Source organism: Luteibacter flocculans, from assembly GCF_023612255.1.
Taxonomy (GTDB): Bacteria; Pseudomonadota; Gammaproteobacteria; order Xanthomonadales; family Rhodanobacteraceae; genus Luteibacter; species Luteibacter flocculans.
The window spans coordinates 3,926,907-3,952,497 of the sequence record NZ_CP063231.1; the positions used below are offsets into that span (position 1 = coordinate 3,926,907).

Consider the following 25,591-nt stretch of genomic DNA (forward strand, 5'->3'; position numbering starts at 1 on the left):
AAGTGCCGCGCGGCTGATCCACCCCCTGCGGTCCCCCACCTCGCAAAAACATACCGCGACACGCCTTCACTAGACGCGAGCGCGCCCGCGAGGCACCCTTGACGGCTTCCGTGACACGACAGGTTTCCCCAACATGGCCAACGTGAGCGCCCCGGCGCCGACCCTGCTCGCCGATCTCGGCGGCACCAACGTGCGCTTCGGCATTGCACACCCGGATGAAGACCAGCCGCTGATCAGCGAGAGCATCCGGCGCTACCACGTCAAGGACTACGCATCGCTCGGCGACGCGGCGAGGCAGTACTTCAAGGAAACCGGCCACGAGGCGCAGCGCGCGATCATCGCCGCCGCCGGCCGCATCGACAACGGCGAGACGGTGAAGGTCACCAACAACCCGTGGGCGATCTCCGCGAAGAGCCTGGCGAAGGAACTCAACCTGGAATGGGTTCACCTGGTGAACGATTTCGCCGCCCAGTCGATGGCGGTGATGCTCATGAGTCCCGAAAAGACCGTGGACGATCAGGGCCATACCGAACTCGTGCAAGTCGGCAAGCCGGCCATTCCCGTTATCGGCGCCAAGGAAGAGCAGACCTTCGTGGTCGTCGGTCCGGGCACCGGCCTCGGCGTCGGCGGCCTGCTGATTCGCGGCGACAAGGTCAGCGTGTTGCAGACCGAAGGCGGCCACGCCGGCTTTGCCGCGCACACGGCCGAGGACATCGAGATCCTCAAGGTGCTCAATCTGCGTTACGGCCGCGTCTCCAACGAGCGATTGATCTGCGGCGCGGGGCTCGTGAACCTGTACACGGCCATCTGCGAGATCTCCGGTCAGAAGCCGGACGAGGCGATCACGCCGGAAGACATCACCAAGCGTGCGAAGGACGGCACCTGCGCGATGTGCTCGCGCGCGGTCGAGACGTTCGCCGGCATCTTCGGCAGCGTAGCGGGCGACCTGGTGCTTACGCTCGGCGCGTGGGACGGCGTCTACCTCACCGGCGGCATGATTCCGGTGCTGCTGCCGTGGATTCAGCAGGGCAATTTCCGCGAGCGCTTCGAGGCCAAGGGCCGTTTCCGCGACACCATGGAAAACGTGCCCACCCAGGCAATCATGAACCCGGAGCCGGGTCTGGTCGGCGGCGCCGCCCTGGCGATCGTCGAAGCAGGCGGCTCGCCGCTGCGTCGCTGAGCCTATCCGCGAGTCCGCAATACAAAAGATGCCCGGCACATGCCGGGCATCTTCGTTTCATGCCTCAGAGCAGCCAGGAGGGCGGAAAGACGCCGGGCTTGACCGTGACGCGGGACACGCATTTCGGGTTGGCATACGAGAAACCGAAGGCGATTTCGCCCGCGGGGCCGTAGATCGACCATACGGCGCGGGCGTCCGGAGAAGCCGATCGAGGCGCGTCGGTCATGATGGCCGACGGATAACGGGATCGCACGGCTTCCAAGCTCACGCACGGTCCGGCGGTCGCCATGGTCGCGAGAATGAGGCGCGATGCGTCGTCTCGCGCCGTGCGGAACTCCGAGTCCGTCACGTCGATGCCATCCACCAGTGAAGCCGGTCCCGCCACCCAACTGTTGGCAAAGTCCTTGGATTGAGTCAGCGCGTCTCCTGCGGGCCAGTGTGCTCGCAGCACCTCGATGCCTTCAGCCGCATGGGTGCCTAGCGACTCCACATGTTTGAAGAACGGCTCCGGATCGAACCGCGACGGCGGTGCGATGGCCAGATAATGGGCGTCGTACCAATCGCCGTAGTAATCGAGATAGTTCTTTCCGGAGATCGACTCGGTGTTTCGTTCGCAAAAGGCGTAACCGAAATCTCCGTAGAGGATAGGCGGATCCGCCGCCATGGCTTCGTACCACGCGACGAAGTACGGCACATCGGCCGTCACCACGCCGGTATCCACACCAACGCATTGCTTGATCGAGCGGCGCGACGCAATGTTCACGCCAAGCGCGAATCCTTCGTCGGTGCATCGGCTTCGGATATAGGCTTCCCGAGATGAGAGGTTTTCCCGAAACGTAATTGTCGCATGTCCGACCTCATGCGCGACGTGCGAGGTGCCATACGAATCGGTCTGCCCGCTGACGATCGTGATGATCTGCTTATCCTTTTCGGTGGCAGATGCGCTTCCGTAGCGCATCGTCCAGCCATCGTCCACGACCTTCTTCGTGCGCCATTGCAGGGGATAGGCGCTATGCACCAGATCGTCGACGCCCTCGCCGAGCCCCGTGCTGACCCTCGGCGGCGGGACGGGAAACTCGCTTGTACACGTTCCGACGAATTGAGCCTGTGCTGCCAAGGGCAGCCCTGAAAAAATCGCGAGCATGCTCGCGGCCACCATGCGATTCATTCGCGAATGACTCCATTGAATGAGCGCGGCACCATCGGTGCCGCACGCACGCCATAGGGCGCGCACCCCAATGATCGTCAGCGAACGGCCGCTCTGTCTTGAGAATCTGATCCAGACATCAAGGGATCCCGCAAAACGAGATACCGATCACCCTTTGCGGCACTTCAAGCTGGCGGCGCAAGCAGCGCGTCGAGATCGCTTTCGTCGAAGCTGAGGCGTTCGCGGCTGCCACCGCCTTCGAGTACCGCATCGGCCAGTTCGGCCTTGCGCGCTTTCAGTTCCTCGATGCGTTCTTCCACGGTGCCGGCCGTAATCAACCGATAGACGAACACCGGCTTGTCCTGTCCGATGCGATGCGCGCGATCGCTGGCCTGCGCCTCGGCGGCAGGATTCCACCACGGATCGTAATGGATGACGGTATCGGCGCTGGTGAGGTTGAGGCCCACGCCGCCCGCCTTCAACGACAGCAGGAAGAGAGGCACCTCGCCGTCCTGGAAGCGTCGCACCGGTTCGGCACGATCGCGCGTCTCGCCGGTCAGCGTGACGTAGCTGATGCGGCGGCGATCGAGCTCGACCGCGATGAGCTTCAACATCTCGGTGAACTGACTGAAGAGCAGCACACGGCGGCCTTCGGCAAGCAACGCGGGAAGCATGTCCATCAGCAGCTCGAACTTGGCCGAGTCGCGTACACCGCGCGCCGCTTCGAGTTTCACCAGACGCGGATCGCAGCACACCTGGCGCAGCTTGAGCAGCGCATCGAGCACCACGATGCCGCTGTGTGCGATGCCACGTTGCGCGATGACCTCGCGCAGTTCCTCAGCAAGCGAGAGGCGCAGGCTTTCATAGAGATCGCGCTGCTTCGCCTCCATCACCACGCGTCGGGTGATTTCCGTCTTCGCCGGCAGTTCGGAAGCTACCTGCGCCTTCGTACGACGCAGGATGAACGGTGCGATGCGACGGTTGAGCCGATCCTGGCAGTCGTAGTCCTGGTGTTTCTCGATCGGTAGCCGGTAGTGCCGGCGGAAGGCGCCTTCGTCACCGAGCAGGCCGGGCACCGCAAGATCGAGCTGCGACCACAGTTCGCCCAGGTGATTTTCCAGCGGCGTGCCGGTAAGGCACAGGCAACGCGGCACCTTCATCGCGAGCAGCGCACGGCGCGCCTGCGTGCGCGGGTTCTTGACCTGCTGAGCCTCGTCGAGCACGACCAGCGAGAACGCCTGTTTGCGCAACGTCTCCACATCGCGCGGCAGCAGCGCGTAGGTCGTGAGGATGACGTCGTGTTCGGGAATACGGGTGAACGTCTCCGCGCGCTGCGGGCCGTGCAGGGCGAGCAGCGTCAGGCCGGGGGCAAAGCGCGCCACCTCGGAAATCCAGTTGGGCACGAGGCTCGTCGGCACGACCACCAACGCGGGCGACGTGAGGTTGCCGCTCTCCTTCAGCGCGAGAAGGTGCGTGATGAGCTGCAACGTCTTGCCGAGGCCCATATCGTCGGCGAGCACGCCACCGGTGCCGGCCTCCGCGAGTGCGTTCATCCAGCGCAGGCCGTCGCGCTGATAACCACGAAGCTCGGCATGCAGCCCTTCGGGCACGGCGTCGCTCGCGCGTTCCGCGGCTTCGCGCAGGCGCCGCGTGAATCCGCGGAGGCGTTCGGGCGCCTCGAACGACCCACCGCTCGGCAGCGCCTGGGCCAGCTCTTCCAACCGGCCCGCCTGGACACGCGGAAGATGCAATTGCTGCCGTGGCTTTTCGAGGTATTCCGCCAGCGGCGCGAGCAGCCCGCGCAGCTCCTTCAAGCGCACGGGCACGCGGCGGCGCTCGTCCACAGGGGCGTACCACACGGAGTCTTCCGCTTCGCCGGGCGTGGGGCTGAGGCTGAGCTGGTGCTCGGCCAGGGCCTGCGCGACCGCCGGAAGCAGGTTCACCCGGCGGCCTTCCACTTCGATACCGATTTCGAGATCGAAGGCGCGATCGGCGTCGTCTTCATGGGCCTGGCCGTACCAACGAACAGGCCCTTCGAGCACCTCGAACGGAAAGCTCGGCGCGTATTCGAGCACGAAGCCATCGGCCTCAAGCTTCGGCCGCAGCGCGAGCCAGCGAGCCGGCGTGTTCACTTCGAGCGCGCCCGCATAACCCTTGCCGGGAAACAGCCAGGCGTCGTCGGGCAGCGTATCGGCCATGTCCCAGGGGAGGCCCTCGGTATCGACGGCGGGGTTGAGGCCGACCGACTCGAGGTTTTCCATCGAGGCCAGTTCTTCGGCGCGGCGCCGGCTGATCTCGAGCAGCGCCCCGTTGCGCACGCGACGGACGAGCGGTTCGCCGCCGCGACCGGGCAGACGTTCACCCGCGTAGTCGAAGGCCAACCGGCCATACGCCAGGGGCGGGGTGCCTGCGGCCAGCCGCGCATGCCGCGTCAGGGCATGCAGCACGAGCACCGGCCGCGGCGAGACCTCCGCACGCTTCATCTCGCCGAGCATCTGCGGCGCAGGAACGCGTGGCCCCATGCGTGCCGCGTCCAGTTCCGCGCGGAACGCTGCGGTGCTTTCCGGCGGCAGCGGCGGAAGATCGAGCCAGGCGCTTTCTTCGGGAGCAGCTTCGAGCGGCCCAACCTCCGCGTGCTCTGCGTCGAGGAACCACAGCGAGCCCACACGGAACAGGCGCTGGCTGGCGGGCACGTCGGGGAGCAGCTTCTGGCTGCCATCCTTCTCGAGGTTCCAGCGCCAGCGCAGCGGATGCGGCTTGCCGCGCGACAGCTGCAGGCCGGCCACGCCGCCGAAGAAACAGGGTGCGGTGTCGAGGATCTCCGCGAGCAGCTGGTCGCCCAGCGCGCCGGTGAAGCGGGCGTAGCTGCGACTCTTGCGCAGGGTCTGCGGCAGGCCGAGCAGCGTGGCGGCCAGTCGCTTCTCGGCGACGGTCAACGAGACGTCGGGAAGGTGCCGGCTATCCAGCGGCAAGGGTCGGGAGTAGCGCCCCTCGGGGCTCACCGTGAGCAGGACGGGGGCGACGTCGAGATGCGCGGCCGGCTCGTGGTCGTCGTTCACGCCCTCGAGGAAGAAGCCCAGCACGCTGCGCTCGGCGACGGCGCTTGCGGCGGGCTCGGCGAGGACGCGGCGCCACGCCTGGGGCAGGGTCCCCGCGGCGTCGTCCCGCCTGCGCTTGTCGTCCGGTTGATGCATCCCTATCGATCCCGCCCGCGCGACCAAAACAGGAAGCTTAGCAAAGGCGGGATCGGGAACCCGTAGGACTTTTACCCCATGGACCGGCCCGGTTCAGCGAGCCGGGTGACGCCATCAAGCGGCGTCAGACGGGCCGGTTGGGGAACAGATCGACCGGGTATTCGGCCTTCTGCTCACGCCCCATCAGGGTGCGCAAGCCTTCCTCCGGCGTGACCTCGCCGTGCAGCACGGCACGGACACCGAACGAAATGGGCAGGTCGAGCCCGTGGAAATCCGCCAGGCGGGCCACCTCGTCCGCCGTGACCACGCTTTCCACCACCTGGCCGATCTGGCGCACGGCCTCCTCCAGCGGGACACCGCGCCCCAGGGCAAGGCCCAGACGGCGGTTGCGCGAGAGGTCGCCCGTGCAGGTGAGCACGAGGTCGCCGAGGCCGGCGAGGCCCATGAGCGTTTCCGGCCGGGCACCAAGAGCGACCCCGAGGCGCAGCATCTCGTTCATACCGCGGGTGATCAGGCCGGCACGGGCGTTGAGGCCCAGCTCCATGCCGTCGGCCACGCCGGTCGCAACGGCAAGCACGTTCTTCATCGCGCCACCGAGTTCCGCGCCGAGGATGTCGTGCCCGGTGTAGGCGCGGAAGTTGGGGGCGTGCAGCAGAACCGCCAGTTCCTTCCCGAACGCCTCGTCCGTGGCATGCACGGTGACGGCACTGGGCAGGCCGGCTGTGACCTCACGGGCGAACGACGGGCCGGTGACCACGGCGGCGGCCCGCCCCGGAAGCTTCTCGTTGACCAGCTCGTGCAGGAAGCGGCCGGTACCGGTCTCGAAGCCCTTGGTCGCCCAGGACACGCGGGTATGCGGTTCGAGCAGCGGCACGATCTGGTCGAGCAGCGCCGCGAAGGCGTGGCTCGGCACCACCAGCAGCACGATATCGGCACAGCGAAGCACGGTGGCGAGGTCCGCTTCGTAGGTCAGCTCGCGCGGGAGATCGAGGTCCGGCAGGTAGCGCAGATTGCGCCGCGCCGCGGCCATGGCGGCCAGGGCGTCGGCGTCACGTCCCCACAGGCGCGTGGGAACGTCATTACGCGCCAGCAAGGCTGCCAGCGCGGTACCCCATGACCCGGCGCCGAGAACGGCGACGGTGGGTCGGGACGTGGCGCTCATCGCTCAGCTATTGAGCGGATGGGCACCTGCGCCTTCAAGCTGCTGGCGCTGCTGTTCGGCGTAGAGGGCGTCGAAGTTGATCGGCTGGAGCAGGAACGGCGGGAAACCACCCTCCTGGATCATCGACGAGACCATCTGGCGCGCGTACGGGAACAGCAGGTTCGGGCAATAGGAACCCAGGATGCCGTCGCGGTCGTCGCCGGTGAAGCCGGCGATGCCGAAGATGCCCGCCTGGTGCACTTCGGCCAGATAGGCCGTGCGCTCGCCGAGGTTGCAGGTGAGGGTCAGGCTGAGGACAACCTCGAAGAGATCGTTGCCCAGGTCCACGGCCTTGTGGCCGAGGTTGAGCTGGACCTGCGGCTGCGCCTCGGTCTCACCCATTTCCTGGAACACCTGCGGGGCGTTCGGCGCCTCGAAGGAGGCGTCCTTCACGTAGATCTTCTGCAGCATGAGCTGCGGCTGGCCGGCCTGGCCGTTGGCGGTGATTTCTGCCATTGCGTAGTCCTCGAAAAGGCGTCGTGTGGGCTGACTGCGTGCCGCTGGCACGAAAGCCGGGATTGTTTCACACAACCCGGCGCGCCGCACAGTCCGGCTTGCGCCGCCGCGCCAGATTCTGAGAGAATGCCCGGCTTCCCTATGCCAGCCCGACATGTCGGGCAGGTCCGTCACGCGATGCGGGCCTTGTCGGCGGAAGTGCTCCAACCTCCAGCCATCGCGTGGCGTCCGGTCAATCGGCGCGCTGCTGGGCCGATGCCGTCCTGGCCAAAGGGCGGTCCAACGAATCTATAAGGAGGCCACCATGGCCCGTAGATGCCAAGTCACCAACAAGGGTGTGCAGACCGGTAACAACGTCTCGCACGCGAACAACAAGACCCGTCGCCGCTGGTTGCCGAACCTGCACGAGCGTCGCTTCTGGGTCGCCAGCGAGAACCGCTGGGTGAAGCTGCGCGTTTCCAACCACGCGCTGCGCACCATCGACAAGAACGGCATCGAGTCCGTGCTGGCCGACCTCCGTTCCCGCGGCGAAAAGATCTAAGGAGATCGAGACATGGCAAGCAAGCGCGATAAGCACCGCCTGATTTCCACCGCGGGCACCGGTCACTTCTACACGACCACGAAGAACAAGAAGAACACCCCGGAAAAGATGGTCTTCATGAAGTACGACCCCGTCGTCCGGAAGCACGTCGAATACAAGGAAGGCAAGATCAAGTAAGCGCATAGCGCTTCGGATCTTCGAAGGACCCCGCCTCGATGGCGGGGTTTTTTTTTGGTTCATCGCCAATGCGGGGCCTGGGCGATGTGGGTTCCGGCTACACCGCTTCGTTGGCTTCTCGCCGCCGTGGCGGCGAGGGGAAGCTTGCCGGTGGGAGCCAGCCTGCTGGCGATCGGGGCCTGACTCACTGCTACACCGCTTCGTTGGCTTTTCGCCACCAGGGTGGCTCCCACCCTGCTCCGCTGGCTTCTCGCCGCCATGGCGGCTCCCACATGTATCCTTCCCGGAAATGCGCGACGAGCCAATAAAAAACCCCGCCGTCTTTCGACGGCGGGGTTTTTCATGTCACGACCGAGGGTGTTACGCGCCGACGGCCGAGTAACCCTTCAAGCGCTGTGCGAACTGCTGGAGCGAACGGATGCCGCTCTGCTCCGCTTCGACGATCCATTGCTGGAGCGCCTTGAGCGACTTGTCGGCACCGCGCTCTTCCATCAACGCCACGAGGCGTGCACGGAATTCGCAGACCGTCTTCAACGCCGGCCGGTTAGCCAGCGCGGCCTGCAGACGCTCGCGCGCGTCGTTGTCGAGCCAGCGGCCGCCATCGGCAAGGGCGCGGCGCAGGCGACGCGGTACCGACTTGATGCTGTCGCCAGCCTGGGCCATTTCCTCGCGCATCGTCGGCAGGATCACGTTGCGGTAGTAATCGGTGGTGGCCTGGAAACGCAGCGCCAGCACGCCCTTGAGCGTTTCGGCGTCCGGCAGGTGCACGTTCGGGCGGATGTTCAACGTCGGCGCCACGCGAAGTACCTTGGCGAGACCGACGAAGCGCAGGCCGCAGATCGTGGCCCAGCCAATGTCGAACTCCCACTTGCGCAGCGCGAACTTCGCCGAGCTCGGGAAAGCGTGGTGGTTGTTGTGCAGCTCTTCGCCGCCGATCCAGAAGCCCCAGGGCGAGATGTTCGTCGCCGTGTCGGAGCTTTCGAAGTTGCGGTAACCCCACCAGTGACCGATGCCGTTGACGAAGCCGGCAGCCCAGAACGGAATCCAGATCATCTGGATCGCCCAGATCGCGAGACCGACCACGCCGAACAGCGAGATGTCGATCACCGCCATCAGCGTCGGACCCCAGTAGGGATGACGACCGAACAGCGTGCGCTCGAACCAGTCGTCCGGCGTACCGCGGCCGTACTTCTCCATGTCGGCCTTGTTGTAGCTGGCCTCACGATAGAGAGACACGCCGTCGAGGAAGACCTTCTTGATGCCGAAGATCTGCGGGCTGTGCGGATCTTCCTCGGTCTCGACCTTGGCGTGATGCTTACGGTGGATGGCAACCCACTCCTTCACCACCATGCCGGTCGTCAGCCAGCCCCAGAAACGGAAGAAGCCGTTGAGGATCCAGTGGAAGTCCACACCGCGATGGGTCGCGCTACGGTGGTAATAGAGCGTCACCGTGAAGATGGTGAGCTGGGTGACCACCAGCACATAGACCAACATCTCGCCCCAGCTTGCGCGGGCGAGTCCGTTGGCGAGGAAATCGAGCAGGGTGTCGAACATGGAGTCGTTACCGCGCGGCAGTGAAAGGGTTCTTGCGTCACCAGTCTAACGAGCCCCTTCCGTACCCACCAGCACGGAGATCGGCAAAATGTGAAGAGCGCTGTTGTGGTCGGGACGGGCCATTCCGCACAATCGCCCGATGACACACCGCCCGCTCGTTCAGCGAGTTCAAGATCGATTGCCCTGTTGGGCGCGTAATCCTGCGCGTAAGCCGCAGATCGGCGCCGTTCGCTCATGATCGAGAGCGGTTTGCTGAATGTGCAGTCCGTTTCCCGTCGCCGCGCGGGTCGCTCCGCCGTGGCCGACCTGTCGTTTTCCCTGAACCGCGGTGAAGTACTGGGGCTTCTGGGCGTCAATGGCGCGGGGAAATCCACCACTTTGGCGATGCTTGCAGGGGCACTTCGTCCCGAGAGCGGGCGCATCGATCTCGGGGGCCGCGACTTCGTGTCGCAGCCCGATATCGCCCGTCGCCTGGTCGGCTGGTTGCCCGAGAACGCGCCTCTGTGGCCAGAGCTTTCGGTCGAGGAACACCTCGTCGCCTTCGCTCGCCTGCGCGGCATGACGCGCGCCCAGGCACGCCAGGCGGCGGACGGCGTGCTCGCGCGGCTGCAACTGGGCGATCTACGCCGCCGGCTGGCCGGCGTGCTGTCCCAAGGCCAGCGCCAGCGCCTCGGTCTGGCCTGCGCGCTCGTCCACGCCCCCGCCCTGCTCATCCTCGACGAGCCCGCGAATGCGCTCGATCCCGTTCAGGTCGGGGAACTGCGCAAGGTGATCCGCGAACGAGCGGCCGCCGGTGCCGCGGTGATTCTGTCGACGCATGTACTCGCCGAGGTGGTGGCCGTGTGCGACCGCGTCGTCATTCTCCACGAGGGCCGACTCCGCTACGACGCGCCGCTGAGCCGCGAGGGTGACGGGGCCTCACTGGAACATCACTTCTTCTCGATCGCCACCGGAGCCGCCGCATGACCGTCGCCGCGGTTGCCGGACTGGAACTCCGCCGTCTTGCCGTACGCCCGCTGGCCTGGGCATTGGCGGCTTTGACCATCGCCTGGCTGGCCTGGACCTTCGTGCTCGGACTCGGGCAGTTCCTCGGCGCGCAGGTCAAACTGGCCGCCGTGGCCGACGCCCCCGGATTCACCGATCTGGTCGCCATTCCGCTCCTGGCGGAACTGGCGAAACTGGCGTTTCTGGTGGTGCCGCTCATGACCATGGGTTTGCTGGCGGGCGAACGGCGCACCGGCACGCTGGCGCTGCTGGCATCCACCGGACTCGCCCCTTGGCGCATCGTGGTGGGCAAATACCTGGCCGTACTGGCCTGGCTCGTCCTCTGGTTGCTCGCCACGCTGGCGATGCCGCTACTGGTTGGCGCCGGGTCGACCGCTGACTGGGGCAAGCTGGCCTCCGCGACGCTGGGCACCGCACTCATGCTCGCCACGCTGGCCGCCATCGGCATTGCCTGCTCGGCCGCGACGTCCTTTCCCGCCATCGCGGCCGCCATGGCCCTGATCATTACGCTGGCGTTGTGGACGATCGACCGCGGCGCGCAGGCCGCCGGCGTCAACGGAGGGTTTCTGGAATGGCTGACGTTGGCGACGCATCTGCAGAATCTGCTTCGCGGCCTCGTGGTCACCAGCGATCTGGTCTGGTTCGCCCTCGCTATTACGCTCTCCCTCATTCTCGCCACGCGCCGACTCGGCAGTGACCGGGAGCGCCAGTGATGCGTCGTCTCGATCGCTGGCTCGTTCTTCTCGGTCTCGTGGTGGCCACCGGGTGCATCGGGTTTCTCAGCTCACGGCACAGCTGGACCTTCGACTGGACGCGCGGCGCACGCGCCAGCCTCGCGCCCGAGAGCGTCGCGGTCCTCGATCGCCTGCCGGGCCCGGTATCGGTGGTGGGCTACATCTCGCCGACCGGCCCCCTTCGGGAACAGATCGCAGCCGTGCTGGAACGCTATACCCGCGCGAAAAAAGATCTCACGCTGTCCTTCGTCGATCCCGACCTGGATCCGGCCGCCTCGCGCCAATTGGGCATTGCCGGCGACGGCGCGCTGCTCGTGCGCTATCGGGGGCGCGAGGAGCGCGTCGAAAGCCCGATCAACGAACGCAACCTGTCGAATGCGCTCGAGCGCCTGGCGCGTGGCGGCGAGCGCATCGTCGCCTTCGTCACGGGCGACGGCGAGCGACAGGCGGACGGGCACGCAAATGCGGACCTCGGCCTCTTCATGAGCCAGGTGGAGCGCCGCGGCATCCGCGCGGTGCCGCTGAATTTCAGCCAGACCCAGGGCGTCCCCGAGCACACCGATCTCGTCGTGCTCGCCAGCCCGGTCGCACCGTTGCCGGCGGGCAGCGTCGCCGCACTGGTCGACTACGTGCGTGGCGGCGGCAACCTTCTTTGGCTCACCGAACCGGGCAACGAGGATCTCGGCACCGGCGCGCTGGCGGATGTGCTCGGCGTACGCGTGCTGCCCGGTGTTCTCGTGGACGGCCAGGGCAGCACGCTCAACGTCAACGACCCGCGTATCGTCGTGGTGGGCGACTACCCCTTCCACGCCATCACCCGCGCCTTCCGCGATACGACGCTGTTCCCGCAGGTCGCGGCCTTGGCCCAGGTCTCGGATCACGACTGGGCCGTGGTGCCCTTCCTCCGCTCCGGGGAACGCAGCTGGACGGCGTTTGGCGGCATCGACAACGACCATCCCTCCACCGTCGCCTTCCATCCCGAGGCGGGCGAATTGAAGGGTCCGCTGGACTTCGCCTTCGCCTTGAACCGGCTGTCGCCCAGCCCGGCCAAGAGCGAGCAGCGCGCGGTCGTCATCGGCGACGGCGACTTCCTCTCCAATACCTACGTCGGCAACGGCGGTAACCGCGCGCTTGGCGAACGGGTGCTCGACTGGCTGCTCGGCGACGACGTGCTCGTGGACCTGCCGACGCGCGGTGCGCCGGATCGCGTGGTGTCGCTGTCGCAGGACGGCCTGAACGCCCTGAGCTTCACCTTCCTCGTGGCGCTGCCGCTGATCTTGCTCGGCATGGGCGTGGGTATCGCCTGGCGCCGGAGGCGGCGTTGAGGTGAAGGCGCGACTCATTGGCCTGGTGGCGCTCGTTGTCCTCGTCGCCGCGGTCGCATGGCAGTGGCATGCGGACGAAGCGGACGCCCAGGCGCATCGGCTCACCGCGCTCGATCCCGACGCGGTCAATCACATCGAGGTCGCGCTGAAGGGACTGCCGCCGGAGCGTTTCGACCGCCGCGATGGGCGCTGGACGAGCGCCACCGCAGCCACGGACGAAGGGCGGGCAGAGGATCTGGCGGCACTCGCCGCCACGCCGGTGGCGTCATGGCGGCCCGCGGGCGAATTCGACGCAGCCAAGATCGGCCTGGCACCGCCGGTCGCGGTGCTGACGTTGAACGACACCCGCATCGAGTTCGGCGACATGACGGCGTTGCGCAAGCAACGCTACGTGCGGGTCGACCGGCAGATCGCCATCGTTCCGGCGCAGGCATTGCCTCGCCCGCCTCGCGCCGACTCGCTGGCAGCCCCCTCGTCCAGCGCGCGCTGAACGCGACGACATCGCTTGCGCGGGCGGGCATTCCGCCCCATCTTCGCGTCATGCCTGAACTGCCCGAAGTCGAAACCACGCGCCGCGGTATCGCCCCTCACATCGTGGGACGACGCGTCACGGGCGTGGTACTGCGTCGCCCCGACCTGCGCTGGCCCATTCCGCCGGAAGTATCCACGCTGCTCCCCGGGCAGGTGATCGAGGCCGTTGAACGTCGCGCGAAATATCTCTTGTTGCACACTGCGGCGGGCACCGCACTGCTTCATCTCGGCATGTCGGGCATGCTGCGCGTCCTCCCCGAGACCACACCGATCGGCAAGCACGACCACGTGGACATCGCCTTCGACACCGGCAACGTGTTGCGCTTCACCGATCCGCGCCGCTTCGGTGCCCTGCTCTGGCAGATGCCAGGAGAAACGCACGAACTTCTGGAAGGCATCGGACCGGAACCGCTCACCGACGATTTCGACGGCGACGTGTTGTGGCGACTCTCGCGAGGCCGGTCGGCTGCGGTGAAAACCTTCCTGATGGACAACGCGGTCGTCGTAGGCGTCGGCAATATCTACGCGAGCGAGGCCTTGTTCGCTGCAGGCATCGATCCCCGCCGCGCAGCGGGAAAGGTCTCGCGCGAGCGCTACGCACGGCTTGCCGCCGAGGTGAAACGCATCCTGGCCTATGCGATCGATCGCGGCGGCACGACGCTTCGCGACTTTCTCGCACCGGACGGCGCGCCGGGTTACTTCTTTCAGGAACTCTTCGTGTACGGACGTGCCGGCGACGCGTGCAAGGTCTGTGGCCATCCGGTGCGCGTGGTGACGCTCGGTCAGCGCGCGTCGTTCTACTGCGCAACCTGCCAGAAGTAGCGCGGACTACAACGCGAGTCGGCCTAGCCTGACGGCGGGGCACGGGCGAGGGTTTCTAGACTTCCCTCTCCCCACCCACGGAAGGCATGCCATGAACCTCGCCCACGTCGCCGCAGGATGCCTCGGCCTGCTTGCGTTGTCGTTTCACACCGGCAACGCCCTAGCCACTACACCGACAGACACCACACAGAGCTTCGACCGCTACAGTTGGGTCACGACCCACAACGCGTTCTCGTACAACGGCATGCTGCCGAACCAAAGCCAGTCGATCGCGCAGCAGCTACGCGAAGGTGTGCGCGGCCTCATGCTCGATCTGCATTACAGCAATGGACGCGTGCGCCTGTGTCACAACGTCTGTACCAGCGCGTCGTCCATGACGTTCGCCGATCTCGTCAACGACACCTTGCTGCCGTTCCTCGACGCCGATCCGAACGCAATTCTCACGCTTCAATTAGACGACTTCACCGATCGCCGCCAGCTTCGCGCTGAGTTCGACCATATGCCGGAACTCGTCGGCAAGACATTCGATCCTTACGCCTGGCAAACCGACACGTGGCCGACCTACGACGAGATCGTCAAGAGCGGCCAGCGCATCCTCATCTTCACTCTCAACCGCGATCAGAGCGGCACCTTCTTCACGCGTGCGGGCGGCGTGCACATCATGCCCAGCGAGGACTTCACGGTGGAAAACTACTGGAGCCTCGGCACCGTGTCGCTGACGCACGATTACCGCTGCTACAGCCGATGGGGCGAGAACGTGGTGCCGCTGCGGCGCGCAGAGATTCCCGGCAAGCCGGGTTGGCGACCGTTGTTCACGATGAATCAGTTCCACGGCGTGCCGTCCGCGTCGCACGCCGAGAAAGACAACAACTTCGCGGCATTGCACGAGCGTTACGTCGGCTGGTGTCGCCCGGCCGCCATGCGCAAGCCGAACTACGTGGCGGTGGATTTCCACGAACGTGGCGACGTGGATGCCTTCGTGGAATGGCTCGGCATGCAGCCGGCCGACGCCTCGCCCTGACCGGGCAAGGCGTCGTAGCCAGACCTCAGTCGGGCCAGCGCATGGCCGCGTGAGTGTTGTTGAAGCGAGGGTCTTCCTCGTCGCCTGACAAGGTGACGGCCAGACCACCCGCCACGCCATCCACTTCGATTCGCTGCTCGGGGTCGAACTGGGCGCCCAGCGCGCCCAGTTCCACGAAGCTTTCGGCCAGCGCTCCGGCCCGATCGATCTCGCGGTCGGGCACGTTGGTCAGGCTGACGTCCGGGCGGCCGAACTTGCGCATGCCGCGCGTTCGGATCCATGAACGCCCCTTGCCCTCTTCCGGGCTGCACAGGATCAGCACGTGGTGCCGGGGCGGCGCGCCGCCAGGCACGAGGTAGTGCTCACGCCAACCGGCCGCGTCGAACAACGTCAGGATCTGCGGATCGACCACCGCCTTGCCGCCCACATCGGTCAGCGCGGCGACCACGCCAAGCGTGTCGCGCAGGTAATCGAGCGTGGACTTGTCCGGAAAGCGGCCACGGATGGCGATCACATGAGGCGCGCTACGGGCCGCCTCATAGGCGTCCGGATTGTCTTCGCGCAGCAACTCACCAAGCGCGCCGGAGAGCGGATAACCCTCCCACTTCGCGAGCACCGCATTCTGGACACGCTGCAATTCCACGCCCTCGGGAAGCCCGGGGCTGCCGTAGCGGGCGGCAGGTATGGCGAGATCCTCGGGGAAGGCGCCAAACACGAAGAACAGCAGGACCGCCTGCTCATCGTTCGGTTGCCAGTAGGGGCGCGGCCATTCGGCGGCGTGGGTCGTCGTCTCGGTCACGCGTGGGTTCCTTCATCGGGATCGTTTTCGCCGAGCGGCAGCACAGGCTGCTGCAACTCGATACGGCCGTCGCCACCGGTAATGCTCTTGAACTCGGCGCGGCTCACGGAGACATAGCGGTCGTTGCCGCCGATCTCAACCTGGGGCCCCTGGGTGACCGCCCGGCCGTGTTCATCCACGCGGACGACCATGGTGGCCTTCTTCCCGGAGTGACAGATCGTCTTGATTTCCTCGAGATCGTCGGCCCAGGCGAGGAGGTACTTGCTGCCCTCGAACAGCTCGCCGCGGAAGTCGGTACGCAGCCCGTAGGCCAGCACGGGGATGCCCAGCCGGTCCACCACGTCGGAAAGCTGCCAGACCTGCGCCTTGCTCATGAACTGGGACTCGTCCACCAGCACGCAGTGGAGCGCGCCGCGCCGCGCGATGTCGCCTTCGACCATCGCGAAGAGGTCGTCGTCCGCAGCGAAGCGCATGGCGCGGGCCTGCAGGCCGATCCGCGAGGCGACGATGCCCTCGCCGAAGCGATGGTCCAGCGCGGGCGTGAGAATCAACGTGCGCATGCCGCGCTCGTGGTAGTTGTGCGCGCTCTGCAGCAGCGTCGTGGTCTTGCCGGCATTCATCGCCGAATAATAGAAATAGAGCTTGGCCATGCCCGACTCGGTGCGATCACAGCCTCCTATGGTAGCGAAAAGCGGGCCGGAGGCCGGCTCAGCCCGACTCAACCCCGCGCCGCGCACCTGCTACCATGCGTGGCCTCGCCCGTCCCGGTCGACACCATGCTCAATCCGCAACAACACGCGGCTGTCGAATACTGCGACGGCCCTCTCCTCGTGCTGGCCGGCGCCGGCTCCGGCAAGACCCGGGTCATCACGGAAAAGATCTCGCACCTCATTTCGCGCCGTCACCTGGCCGCGGAGAAGATTGCCGCCATCACCTTCACCAACAAGGCGGCGAAGGAAATGCGCGAGCGCGTGGGTCGGCTGATCTCGGAAAGCGCCGCGAAGGCGCTCACCGTGTGCACCTTCCATGCCTTGGGTCTCAAGTTCCTGCAGATCGAGCATGATCGGGCGCGGCTGCGTCGTGGGTTCTCCGTGCTCGACGCGGACGACAGCGCCAACATGATCAAGGAGCTTTCGCCCAAGGGCGTGAAGCCCGAAGTGATCCTCGGCATCCGCAACCTGGTCGGTCGCGCCAAGAACGCCGGCATGACCCCCGAGGAAGCCATGGCGGCGGCGCGCAGCCCGCGCGAGATCGAGGCCGCCACTATCTACGACCTGTACCAGCAGCGACTCGCGGCATTCAATGCCGTGGACTTCGATGACCTGATCCGCCTGCCGCTGCGCATTCTGGAGACGGACGACGAGGCGCGTGCCATCTGGCAGGAGCGCCTCCGTTACCTGCTGGTAGACGAATATCAGGACACCAACGACGCACAGTACCGATTGCTCAAGGCCATCGCCGGACCGAAGGCGCGCTTTACCTGCGTGGGCGACGACGACCAGAGCATCTATGCGTGGCGCGGCGCCAACCCGGAAAACATCGACCAGCTAGGCCGTGATTTTCCGAACCTGCGTGTGATCAAGCTGGAACAGAACTACCGCTGCGCGAAGCGCATCCTCCGCGCCGCGAACCACCTCATCGCCAACAACCCGCACGTACACGAGAAGAAGCTCTGGAGCGACCACCTCGAAGGTCCACCCATCCGCGTGCTGGAATGCAAGGACAACGAGCACGAGGCCGAGCGCATCGCCGCCATCGCAGCCAACCTGCACGAGAAGTACAAGGACAAGGGCGTTCGCTGGGACGATTTCTGCATCCTCTATCGCGGCAATTTCCAGGCGCGAGCCCTCGAGAAGGCACTGCGCCTGGCGCGCGTGCCGTACCACCTGAGTGGCGCGCTCTCGTTCCTCGACCGCGCGGAGGTAAAGGACATCCTCTGCTACCTGCGCCTGCTCACGAATCCCACCGACGATGCGGCGTTCCTGCGCGTGGTCAACGTGCCGAAGCGCGAGATCGGTGCAACGTCGCTGGAGAAACTCGGTCAGGCAGCCCAGTCGCGCAACGCATCGCTGCTGGATGCCGCGCGCAGCGACGCCGTACTGAAGACCCTTTCGCCACGTCCTGCTTCCGCATTGGCAGGCTTCGCGCGGCTGATGGACGAGTTACGCAGCCATGCCGTGCACGAAAGCGCGGCGGACCTCGTCAACACGGTGATCGAGAAGACCGGCTACGGCGCGCAGATCGCTGCCACGACACCCGACGAGACCTTGCGCGAACGCCGCCTCGGCAATCTGCGCGAGCTGGTCGACTGGTTCCGCGCCATGGGCAAGGACGGCGGACGCACCGGCGACATCGCCGCGCAGTTGGCGCTGCTCAGCCACGCCGATCGGGACGACCCCGGCAATGCGCTGCGCATGATGACGCTGCACTCGGCGAAAGGCCTCGAATTCCGCTTCGTCTTCATCGTGGGTTGCGAGGACGGCACCTTGCCGCACGAAGGCGCCATCGACGAGGGCCGCCTGGATGAGGAGCGCCGGCTGATGTACGTGGGCATCACGCGTGCGAAGGAAATGCTGACACTGTCGTTCGCGGCGAAGTCGCGCAAGTACGGCGAGATCCTGTCCAACGATCCCAGCCGCTTCCTGCAGGAGCTGCCGCAGGACGACCTGCACTGGGACGGCAAGGACCCGGAAGCCGACGCCGAGGTCAAGAAGGAAACCGCTGCAACGCACATGGCGCGCATCCGCGCCATGCTTGCCGGCAATCCCTAGTACAGGCTAGACGAGCCCCTCGCCTTCGAGTTCGCTCTTGAGATAGGCGTAGTAGATGGGCGCGGCGACGAGGCCGGCGAGCCCGAAGGCCGCCTCGAACACGAGCATCGCCACCAGCAGTTCCCAGGTGCGTGCACGGATCTGCCCGCCGACGATGCGCGCGTTGAGGAAGTATTCCAGCTTGTGCACGACGATAAGGAAGGCGAGCGCGGCCACGCCGACCCACAACGACACGGAAAGGCCCGCGATCGTCACCAGCGTGTTCGATATGAGATTGCCGACCACGGGTAGCAGACCGACCACGAAGGTAGCGATGACCAGCGTCTTCGCCAGCGGCACATGGATGCCGAAACACGGCAGTGCGACGAGAAGAAACAGTGCGGCCAGTGCGGTATTGATGGCCGAGATTTTCAGCTGCGCGAAGATGATGTTGTGAAACGCATGCGCCAGGCGCGCGGTGCGCGTCGACAGTTCGAACGACAGCGGCTTGGTCGGTCGTCCACCCGACCCATGCGACACGGCCACGATGGCGCCGAGCACGAGCCCGATGAGGATATGCGCGAACACGCGCGCGGCCGTGGTGCCCACCAGGCGCAGATCGCCCGCGTGATCGTGCGCCCAGGTCATGCCCTGGTCGCGGAAGTCGATGAAGCTATCCGGCAGGTTCGCCGTCAACCACGCGGGCAGTTGCTCGTGGGCCTTGGTGAGCAAGGGCAGCAGCTTCGTGTCCCACAGCTCTTGGGGATCGCCTAGATCGCGCCGGTAGAAAGTGAGCGCAGCCACCACGATCAGGATGATGGCGCCCACCACGACGACGGTGACGACCGCTACGGCAATCGGCCGCGCACGCTCACTTGGAGCGATGCGGCGAATGAGCGGCGTGAGCGCCTCGACCACCTCGTAGACCAACAGCCCCGCCAGCAATGCGGAAATCAGGTGAAGCATGAGAACGCCCCACAAGGCCAGCGCCGCCAGGATATAGGTGGCGATGCGAATGGCGCGGGTGTCTCCGGCGGTACCGAGCATGCTGCAACTCCTCGAATGTGCGGCGATTCCAGCAGCCAGGCGATGAAAGCGAGATCAAGCGCCGCCGATGCCCCTGCGCCTGGCTAACGCTAGATAAGGTGCTCGGCTTCCAGCTCTGCCTTCAGATAGGCATAGAAGATCGGTGCGGCCACCACGCCCGGCAAGCCGAACGCCGCCTCGAACAACAGCATCGCCACCAGCAGTTCCCACGCCCGGGCGCGAATCTGGCTACCGACGATCCGCGCGTTGAGGAAGTATTCGAACTTGTGAATGACGATGAGGAACGCGAGCGCCCCCAGGCCGACGTAAAGCGACACCGACAACCCGACGATGGTGATGGCGGTGTTCGACAACAGATTGCCGATCACAGGCAGCAGCCCGACGACGAAGGTAATGACGATCAGCGTCTTGGTCAGCGGAAGATGCACGCCGAACAGAGGCAACACGCCGACGAGGTAGATCGCCGTGAACAACGTGTTGAACAGCGAGATCTTGATCTGCGCGAAGACGATGTTGTGGAAGGCATCGGCCAGACGGGCGCTGCGCAGGCTGAGCTCCGCGGCAAACGGCCCCACCTGATGCGTCGGCCGCGTGCGGCTGAGCGCCACGATCGCACCGAGCACCAGGCCGATGATGATGTGCACCACGACGCGCACGGCCTCCTTGCCGGCCAACTGAAGCGTCACCGCATGCGAGCGAACCCAGTCCATCGCGGTGATGCGCAAGGCTTCCACGCTGTCGGGCAGACGGTCGACCACGGCCTGCGGCAATTGCTGCCGGGCGCGCTCCACCAGCGGCATGAGCCGGTTCTGCCAGAGCTCCTCGGGGTTGCCGATCTCGTTGCGGAAGAAGCTGATGCCGCCAAGCACCAACAAGGTGAGCAAGCCCACCACGATGACGCCGACCAGCGCGACGGCGAGCACGCGCGCGCGATCGCCCGAAAGCCGCCGACCCATGAGCGGCGCAGTGGAGACCACCACCTCATAGACCAGCAGGCCCGCCAGCAGGGCAGGCAGCAGGCGCAGATATAGGACGAGGAACAGGCCGAGTCCGGCGGCGATGTAACTGGCGATGCGCACGGCGTGCGTCCGCGAGGGGGCGGCTTCCATGAGCGGTCTCGTCGTGGATGAGGGCGCAGTCTGTCAGGACGTGGGGGCCGGGCGCCAGAGGTGGCGACTAGCTGTTATTCGTCACCGGGTAGCGGTGGCATCCCTAGGCCCCCGTCGTCACGCTGTCGTAAACTCGCTCGACAATCGCCGCCCCACGGGCGCGGTGCCCGTTTTGCCAGGGGTTCCCATGATGAAGTTCGTCCCGGTCGCACTCGCGGCCGTTCTGTCAGTCGCCGGCTGCGCCCATGCGCCGCAGACGGCAGCGCCTGCCCCCGCGGTGGCACAGGCTGCGCCCGCCGCCCCTGCCGTCCGACCGGCGGCGGACGACAACCTCAACGCGGTGGCTTGGTCGCAGCGTGCCAGCGAGCACGACTTCATCTTCGTGCAGACCTATCGCGATGCGCAGGAGAAACTCCTCAAGGCGAAGAGCGATCCGAACTGGGACGCGCTGCCAAAGGACGATCGCGCCGCGCATCCCTCGCTGAAGGGATTGAAGCCGGCCGTGGTGCTCGACATCGACGAGACCGTGCTGGACAACTCGCCGTACCAGGCGCGCCTCATCCGCTCGGGCGGGGAATTCAACGAGGCCGAGTGGGCGGCGTGGTGCCAGGAAGCCATCGCCAAGCCCATGCCGGGCGCCGTGGCATTCACGAACTTCGCTGCGCAGCACGGCATTGCCGTCATCTACATCTCCAACCGCGCCAAGGACCTGGACGAGCCGACGCTCGCCAACCTTCGTTCCGCGGGATTCCCGGTCGCCGACAAGTCGTCCTTCCTTGGCCTTGGCACCTTCGTGGAAGGCTGTGAGCAGGTCGGCAGCGAAAAGGGCTGTCGTCGTCAACTCGTGGCGCAGAAATATCGCGTGCTGATGCAGTTCGGCGACCAGATCGCCGACTTCGCCAATATTCCCGGCAATACCGAAGACGGACGCACCCGCGCCATGGCGCCCTACACCGCCTGGATCGGCGAACGTTGGTTCGTGCTGCCAAACCCGACCTACGGCGCGTGGGAAAGCGCTTTGTTCGACAATGATTACGCGCTGCCGCGCGAGGAGCGTCGCCAGAAGAAACTGGACGCACTTCGCCTCAAGTAAAATCAGTGAGTTAAGTCTCAAAAGCTGACGTATTGCTTTAGCAATGTCAGCCAACTATCATTCCTTTCGCCGAAACCTGCGGTGCCAAAAGCAATGCAGGCAAGGCCATTTCCCTTTCCGGCTTCGGGCTGGATAACCCCGTGAGACCTCGCGTCTCCGGGGTTTTTTCTTGTTACGCTCCCCGCCCCCGGTTTGACGACGCCTCCCCATGTTCAGGTCCTGGGTCCTGCTGCTGGCCCTCGTGTTCCTCGCCGCCTGCGGCAAGCAAAAAGACGAAGTGTCTGCCACGCCGGGCGGCGGCTCGCCCGAAGATGCAGCGCGCGAATCGCTGATCCTGCTCCGCGACGGCAAGTTCGATGCGTTCTGGCGCCATGCGCTGCCGCCTGCGGATTTCGCGACGCTTCGCGCCGACTGGCCGCGCCGCAACGAGGCCGCCGAACCGTTGAATCCGGACGATCGCGCCAAGTTCGCGGCAGGCCTGAAGCGACTCACCGAGCCGGATGCCGAAAAGAAGCTCTTCGCCGACCTGCGCCCCACGCTGGTCCGCTTCGACCGCGAGTACAAGAGCCAGATGCCGCTCGTCTCGGGCATGGGGCAGTCGATGGCGTTGACAGCGATCGATCAGGCTACGGACCTCTCGGTCTCGCAGAAGCATCAGCTTCGTGAGGCCGTGAACGTCGTGGCGCCGTGGACGCAGACGATCGACTGGGGCGACCAAGCCAAGGCGAAGGAAGCCATTGCGGTGCTCGTCGACACCGCGCGCAAGGCCAACCTGTCCACGCCGGATGCCCTGCATACGATGAATTTCGAGCAATCCATGGCGACCTGGTCCACGGCATGGCTGGGCTTCAAGCGCCTGCTCGACGTCTATGGGCTGTCCATCGACAAGACCTTCGACTCGATCAGCATCGACACGCTCGAGAGCAACGGCGGCTCCGCCCATGTGAAGATCACCTACACCTTGCTGGACAAGCCGATCCAGACCGACGCGACCCTCGTTCTGCTGGACGGCCGCTGGTACGACAGCGACCTGCTGCAACGCGTACGCGACGAGCACGCGAAGCTCACGCCGCCCGCCCCGGCCACCAGCGCGCCGGCCAGCCCCGCCAGCGCAGCGGCGCCGCCTGAACGGGCCGCGGGCATGCCGGTGGCGGGCGCACGGGGTCGTTGAGCCTTACAATCGGCGGATGTCAGAACTTCCGATGAGTGCGGACCCGCACGTCCACGTTGCCCGATCGCCCTGGTGGTTCAAGCTGCTGGGGCGAATGCTCGAGCCCTGGGTGCGGATCAAGCGCGACCCCGCCGAACCCACCACCCTGCTCCACAGCGGTGTGGCCGTCTGCTATGCCATCGAGCGCGACGGCACCTCCGATGCACTGATCCTGGAGCGGGCCTGCCGCGAAGCGGGCTTGCCGAGCCCGATGCAATTGCTCGACCTCCCGGTACGGCGACGTCGCTCGGTGTTCTCGCTGAGCCGCCGCGAGGGCTGGCTGTTCGGCCGCACCGATGCGCGCGGTCCGAAGGAACCCATCGGCCAGCTCATCCGCGCACTGGAAGACGATCCGACGCGCGATATCCAGATCGTGCCCGTGTCGATCTACGTCGGCCGCGCGCCCAACCGCGAAAGTGGCTGGTTCAGCGTGCTGTTCGCGGAGAACTGGCTGGTGGTGGGCCGCTTCCGCCGCATGCTTGCGCTGCTGCTCAACGGACGCGACACGGTGGTGCACTTCTCAACGCCGGTGTCGCTGCGTGCCGTGCTTGCCGAGTCCGGCGGTCTGACGCCAGAACGGCTCACGCGCAAGATCGCCCGCGTGCTGCGTACGCACTTCCGACGCATCAGGGCGGCGGTCATTGGCCCCGATCTTTCGCATCGCCGCACCGTCGTGGATGCCGTTCTGAACACCGGACCCGTGCGTGACGCCATTGCCGCCACGGCGAGCAAGGAAAACATCACGCTCGCGAAGGCGCAGCGGCGTGCGCGCGACTTCGCGCTCGAGATCGCAGCGGATTATTCGCACCCCGTCGTACGCTCGTCGTCGTTCCTGCTCTCCAATTTCTGGAACAAGCTCTACGACGGCATTGCCATGCATCACTTCGACAAGGCTCGCGCCGCTGCGCCGGGACATGAAGTGGTGTACGTGCCATGCCATCGCAGTCATACCGACTATCTGCTGCTGTCCTATCAGCTGCACCATTCCGGTGTGGTGCCGCCGCACATAGCAGCGGGCGTGAACCTCAACCTGCCAGTCGTAGGACCCATCCTCCGTCGCGGTGGTGCGTTCTTCCTGCGCCGCAGTTTCAAGGGCAACGCCCTGTACTCGGTGGTGTTCAACGAATACCTCGCACAGCTGGTCGATCGCGGCGTGCCGCTCGAATACTTCATCGAAGGTGGCCGTTCGCGTACCGGCAGGTTGCTTGCGCCCCGGGCGGGCATGCTGGCGATGACGCTGCGCGCCTTCCTCCGCGCGCCACGACGCCCCGTGATGTTCCAGCCGGTCTACATCGGCTACGAAAAGCTCATGGAGGGCAAGTCGTACATCGGCGAACTGTCCGGCAAGCCAAAGGAAAAGGAATCGCTGCTGGGTCTGATCCGTGGCTTGAAAGTGCTGCGTCAGCGCTATGGCCACGTCACGCTGAACTTCGGCGAGCCGATCCTGCTGACGCCCATGCTCGACGAGGCCGCGCCGAACTGGCGTGAAGCCACCGCAGACCCCGACGTGAAACCGGAATGGATGAACAGCGTGGTCGACGACCTCGCCGAACGCATCCAGGTGAACATCAATCGCGCGGCGGACGTCAATCCGATCAACCTGCTCGCGCTCGCGTTGCTGGCGACGCCGAAGCACGCCATGGCGGAAAACGACCTGCTGGCCCAGCTCGAACTGAGCAAGGCGCTGCTGCAGGAACTGCCTTACTCCGATCGCGTGACCGTTACGCCGATGAATCCGCAGGGCATCATTGCCTACGGCGAACAGATGGGCTGGATTCGTCGCGTGCGTCACCCGCTAGGCGACGTGCTCGTGACCGACGGCGAGCAGGCGGTGTTGCTCTCGTACTTCCGCAACAACGTGCTGCACCTTCATGCAGCAGCCGCGTGGGTCGCTGCGTGCTTCCTCAACAACCGGCGCATGTCGCGTTCGTCGGTATTGCGCCTTGGTCGCATCATCTACCCGTTCATCCAGGGCGAGCTGTTCCTGCCTTGGGACGAGGACGGCTTCGCCGACCAGTTGCAGCACACGATCGAATTCTTCGTCCGTCGCGGCCTGCTGGAAACCAGCGCGGAGGGACGCGTGCTCGAACGCGGGCCCGGGCAGGACGATGGTGCCTATCAGTTGCGTGTCATCGCGCGCGCCATGTTGCAGGCCTTCGAGCGCTACTACATCGCTATCGCCGCCCTGGTGAAGAACGGCCCGCATACGATGAGCGCGGGCGAACTGGAGACCGCATGCACGCTCACGGCGCAGCGCCTCAGTCTGCTCAACGAGTTGTCGGCACCGGAGTTCTTCGACAAGGCGTTGTTCCGTGGCTTCATCCAGAAGCTGCGCGAGGCCAAAGTCGTATGGACCGACAATGCAGGCAAACTCGATTTTAGCGACGCGCTGGAAGACATGGTGCGTGACGCACGGGTCATTCTTGCCCGCGAAGTGCGCCACTCGATCCTGAAGATCACGCCCGGCGGCGAGAACGAACGCGATCTCGATGCCCGCCCCCCTGTCGATCCCGATGACGGCTCCGCGGGCGAATCGCTGCATGATCGCCACGTTGCCAACGAACACACCCGTCACGACAGACCTCACTAGGCAGAACCAACGAGTCCGATTCCGCCCACGCAAGCGCCAGGGAAAAGGCGCTCGTGCTAGGCGCCGCCCGCGGACATACGGAGGGTCTACGCCCACCTAGCCTTG

22 protein-coding genes are annotated in these 25,591 nt (G+C 65.7%); 13 read left to right on the forward strand and 9 right to left on the reverse strand.

Annotated elements, in window-relative coordinates:
• The first annotated feature begins 142 nt into the window (after positions 1 to 142).
• Positions 143 to 1,180, forward strand: coding sequence for a glucokinase (glk, locus tag IM816_RS17055; protein ID WP_072323137.1), 1,038 nt, complete (start codon positions 143 to 145; stop codon positions 1,178 to 1,180).
• A 64-nt stretch (positions 1,181 to 1,244) separates the two neighbouring features.
• Here the strand turns inward: glk and IM816_RS17060 are convergent, their stop codons facing one another.
• The 4 genes from IM816_RS17060 to secB all read right to left on the reverse strand — a co-directional run bounded on the left by IM816_RS17060 (position 1,245) and on the right by secB (position 7,178).
• Complete coding sequence (locus tag IM816_RS17060; protein ID WP_250339002.1) at positions 1,245 to 2,339, reverse strand: hypothetical protein; 1,095 nt, start codon at positions 2,337 to 2,339, stop codon at positions 1,245 to 1,247.
• Positions 2,340 to 2,512: 173 nt separating this feature from the next.
• A complete protein-coding gene (locus IM816_RS17065; protein ID WP_250339003.1) occupies positions 2,513 to 5,521 on the reverse strand; it encodes a DEAD/DEAH box helicase in 3,009 nt (1,002 codons plus the stop codon).
• Between the two features lie 124 nt (positions 5,522 to 5,645).
• Positions 5,646 to 6,683, reverse strand: a complete 1,038-nt coding sequence (locus IM816_RS17070; protein WP_250339004.1) for an NAD(P)H-dependent glycerol-3-phosphate dehydrogenase — start codon at positions 6,681 to 6,683, stop codon at positions 5,646 to 5,648.
• Between the two features lie 3 nt (positions 6,684 to 6,686).
• Positions 6,687 to 7,178, reverse strand: a complete 492-nt coding sequence (gene secB / locus IM816_RS17075) for a protein-export chaperone SecB (RefSeq protein WP_072322355.1) — start codon at positions 7,176 to 7,178, stop codon at positions 6,687 to 6,689.
• A gap of 304 nt (positions 7,179 to 7,482) precedes the next feature.
• On the opposite strand from secB, the gene rpmB reads away from it, so the two are divergent.
• Both rpmB and rpmG read left to right on the forward strand, forming a co-directional pair.
• Entirely contained in the window at positions 7,483 to 7,719 is a 237-nt protein-coding gene (gene rpmB, locus IM816_RS17080; protein WP_072322354.1) for a 50S ribosomal protein L28, read from the forward strand.
• A 12-nt stretch (positions 7,720 to 7,731) separates the two neighbouring features.
• Complete coding sequence (gene rpmG, locus IM816_RS17085; protein ID WP_036109728.1) at positions 7,732 to 7,896, forward strand: 50S ribosomal protein L33; 165 nt, start codon at positions 7,732 to 7,734, stop codon at positions 7,894 to 7,896.
• Between the two features lie 360 nt (positions 7,897 to 8,256).
• On the opposite strand, the gene IM816_RS17090 is transcribed toward rpmG, so the two are convergent.
• Complete coding sequence (locus IM816_RS17090) at positions 8,257 to 9,450, reverse strand: DesA family fatty acid desaturase (RefSeq protein ID WP_250339005.1); 1,194 nt, start codon at positions 9,448 to 9,450, stop codon at positions 8,257 to 8,259.
• Between the two features lie 234 nt (positions 9,451 to 9,684).
• Here IM816_RS17090 and IM816_RS17095 point away from each other — a divergent pair, with 234 nt between their 5' ends.
• The 6 genes from IM816_RS17095 (at position 9,685) to IM816_RS17120 (ending at position 14,888) form a co-directional block, all read left to right on the forward strand.
• The gene (locus tag IM816_RS17095) at positions 9,685 to 10,416 is read left to right on the forward strand and encodes an ABC transporter ATP-binding protein (RefSeq protein ID WP_250339006.1); all 732 of its coding nucleotides are present in this window, start codon (positions 9,685 to 9,687) and stop codon (positions 10,414 to 10,416) included.
• Positions 10,413 to 11,168 carry an ABC transporter permease gene (locus IM816_RS17100; RefSeq protein ID WP_250339007.1) on the forward strand — a complete coding sequence of 252 codons (756 nt, stop codon included), beginning with the start codon at positions 10,413 to 10,415 and terminating at the stop codon, positions 11,166 to 11,168. The genes IM816_RS17095 and IM816_RS17100 overlap by 4 nt, the downstream gene beginning before the upstream one ends.
• Positions 11,168 to 12,514, forward strand: a complete 1,347-nt coding sequence (locus tag IM816_RS17105; RefSeq protein WP_250339008.1) for a GldG family protein — start codon at positions 11,168 to 11,170, stop codon at positions 12,512 to 12,514. Before IM816_RS17100 ends, IM816_RS17105 begins: the two co-directional genes overlap by 1 nt.
• Position 12,515: 1 nt before the next feature.
• Positions 12,516 to 13,004: a DUF4340 domain-containing protein gene (locus IM816_RS17110; protein WP_250339009.1), complete on the forward strand. Its 489-nt coding sequence runs from the start codon at positions 12,516 to 12,518 to the stop codon at positions 13,002 to 13,004.
• A gap of 50 nt (positions 13,005 to 13,054) precedes the next feature.
• Positions 13,055 to 13,867 carry a bifunctional DNA-formamidopyrimidine glycosylase/DNA-(apurinic or apyrimidinic site) lyase gene (mutM, locus tag IM816_RS17115; protein ID WP_250339010.1) on the forward strand — a complete coding sequence of 271 codons (813 nt, stop codon included), beginning with the start codon at positions 13,055 to 13,057 and terminating at the stop codon, positions 13,865 to 13,867.
• A 91-nt stretch (positions 13,868 to 13,958) separates the two neighbouring features.
• A complete protein-coding gene (locus tag IM816_RS17120) occupies positions 13,959 to 14,888 on the forward strand; it encodes a phosphoinositide-specific phospholipase C-related protein (protein WP_250339011.1) in 930 nt (309 codons plus the stop codon).
• A gap of 25 nt (positions 14,889 to 14,913) precedes the next feature.
• Here the strand turns inward: IM816_RS17120 and IM816_RS17125 are convergent, their stop codons facing one another.
• Entirely contained in the window at positions 14,914 to 15,687 is a 774-nt protein-coding gene (locus IM816_RS17125; RefSeq protein WP_250339012.1) for a hypothetical protein, read from the reverse strand.
• A complete protein-coding gene (locus tag IM816_RS17130; protein WP_250339013.1) occupies positions 15,684 to 16,337 on the reverse strand; it encodes a thymidine kinase in 654 nt (217 codons plus the stop codon). Before IM816_RS17130 ends, IM816_RS17125 begins: the two co-directional genes overlap by 4 nt.
• A gap of 126 nt (positions 16,338 to 16,463) precedes the next feature.
• Here IM816_RS17130 and IM816_RS17135 point away from each other — a divergent pair, with 126 nt between their 5' ends.
• Positions 16,464 to 18,458: a UvrD-helicase domain-containing protein gene (locus tag IM816_RS17135; RefSeq protein ID WP_072322344.1), complete on the forward strand. Its 1,995-nt coding sequence runs from the start codon at positions 16,464 to 16,466 to the stop codon at positions 18,456 to 18,458.
• 6 nt (positions 18,459 to 18,464) lie between these two features.
• Here the strand turns inward: IM816_RS17135 and IM816_RS17140 are convergent, their stop codons facing one another.
• Together IM816_RS17140 and IM816_RS17145 are read right to left on the reverse strand one after the other, a co-directional pair.
• On the reverse strand, positions 18,465 to 19,484 hold the full coding sequence (locus IM816_RS17140) for an AI-2E family transporter (RefSeq protein ID WP_250339014.1): 1,020 nt from the start codon (positions 19,482 to 19,484) through the stop codon (positions 18,465 to 18,467).
• Between the two features lie 89 nt (positions 19,485 to 19,573).
• The gene (locus IM816_RS17145; RefSeq protein WP_072322342.1) at positions 19,574 to 20,593 is read right to left on the reverse strand and encodes an AI-2E family transporter; all 1,020 of its coding nucleotides are present in this window, start codon (positions 20,591 to 20,593) and stop codon (positions 19,574 to 19,576) included.
• A 187-nt stretch (positions 20,594 to 20,780) separates the two neighbouring features.
• Here IM816_RS17145 and IM816_RS17150 point away from each other — a divergent pair, with 187 nt between their 5' ends.
• From IM816_RS17150 to plsB, 3 genes are all read left to right on the forward strand, one after another.
• Positions 20,781 to 21,686 carry a 5'-nucleotidase, lipoprotein e(P4) family gene (locus IM816_RS17150; RefSeq protein ID WP_250339015.1) on the forward strand — a complete coding sequence of 302 codons (906 nt, stop codon included), beginning with the start codon at positions 20,781 to 20,783 and terminating at the stop codon, positions 21,684 to 21,686.
• Between the two features lie 208 nt (positions 21,687 to 21,894).
• Positions 21,895 to 22,857, forward strand: coding sequence for a hypothetical protein (locus IM816_RS17155; protein WP_250339016.1), 963 nt, complete (start codon positions 21,895 to 21,897; stop codon positions 22,855 to 22,857).
• 16 nt (positions 22,858 to 22,873) lie between these two features.
• The gene (gene plsB / locus IM816_RS17160) at positions 22,874 to 25,486 is read left to right on the forward strand and encodes a glycerol-3-phosphate 1-O-acyltransferase PlsB (RefSeq protein ID WP_250339017.1); all 2,613 of its coding nucleotides are present in this window, start codon (positions 22,874 to 22,876) and stop codon (positions 25,484 to 25,486) included.
• The last annotated feature ends 105 nt before the right edge of the window (positions 25,487 to 25,591 follow it).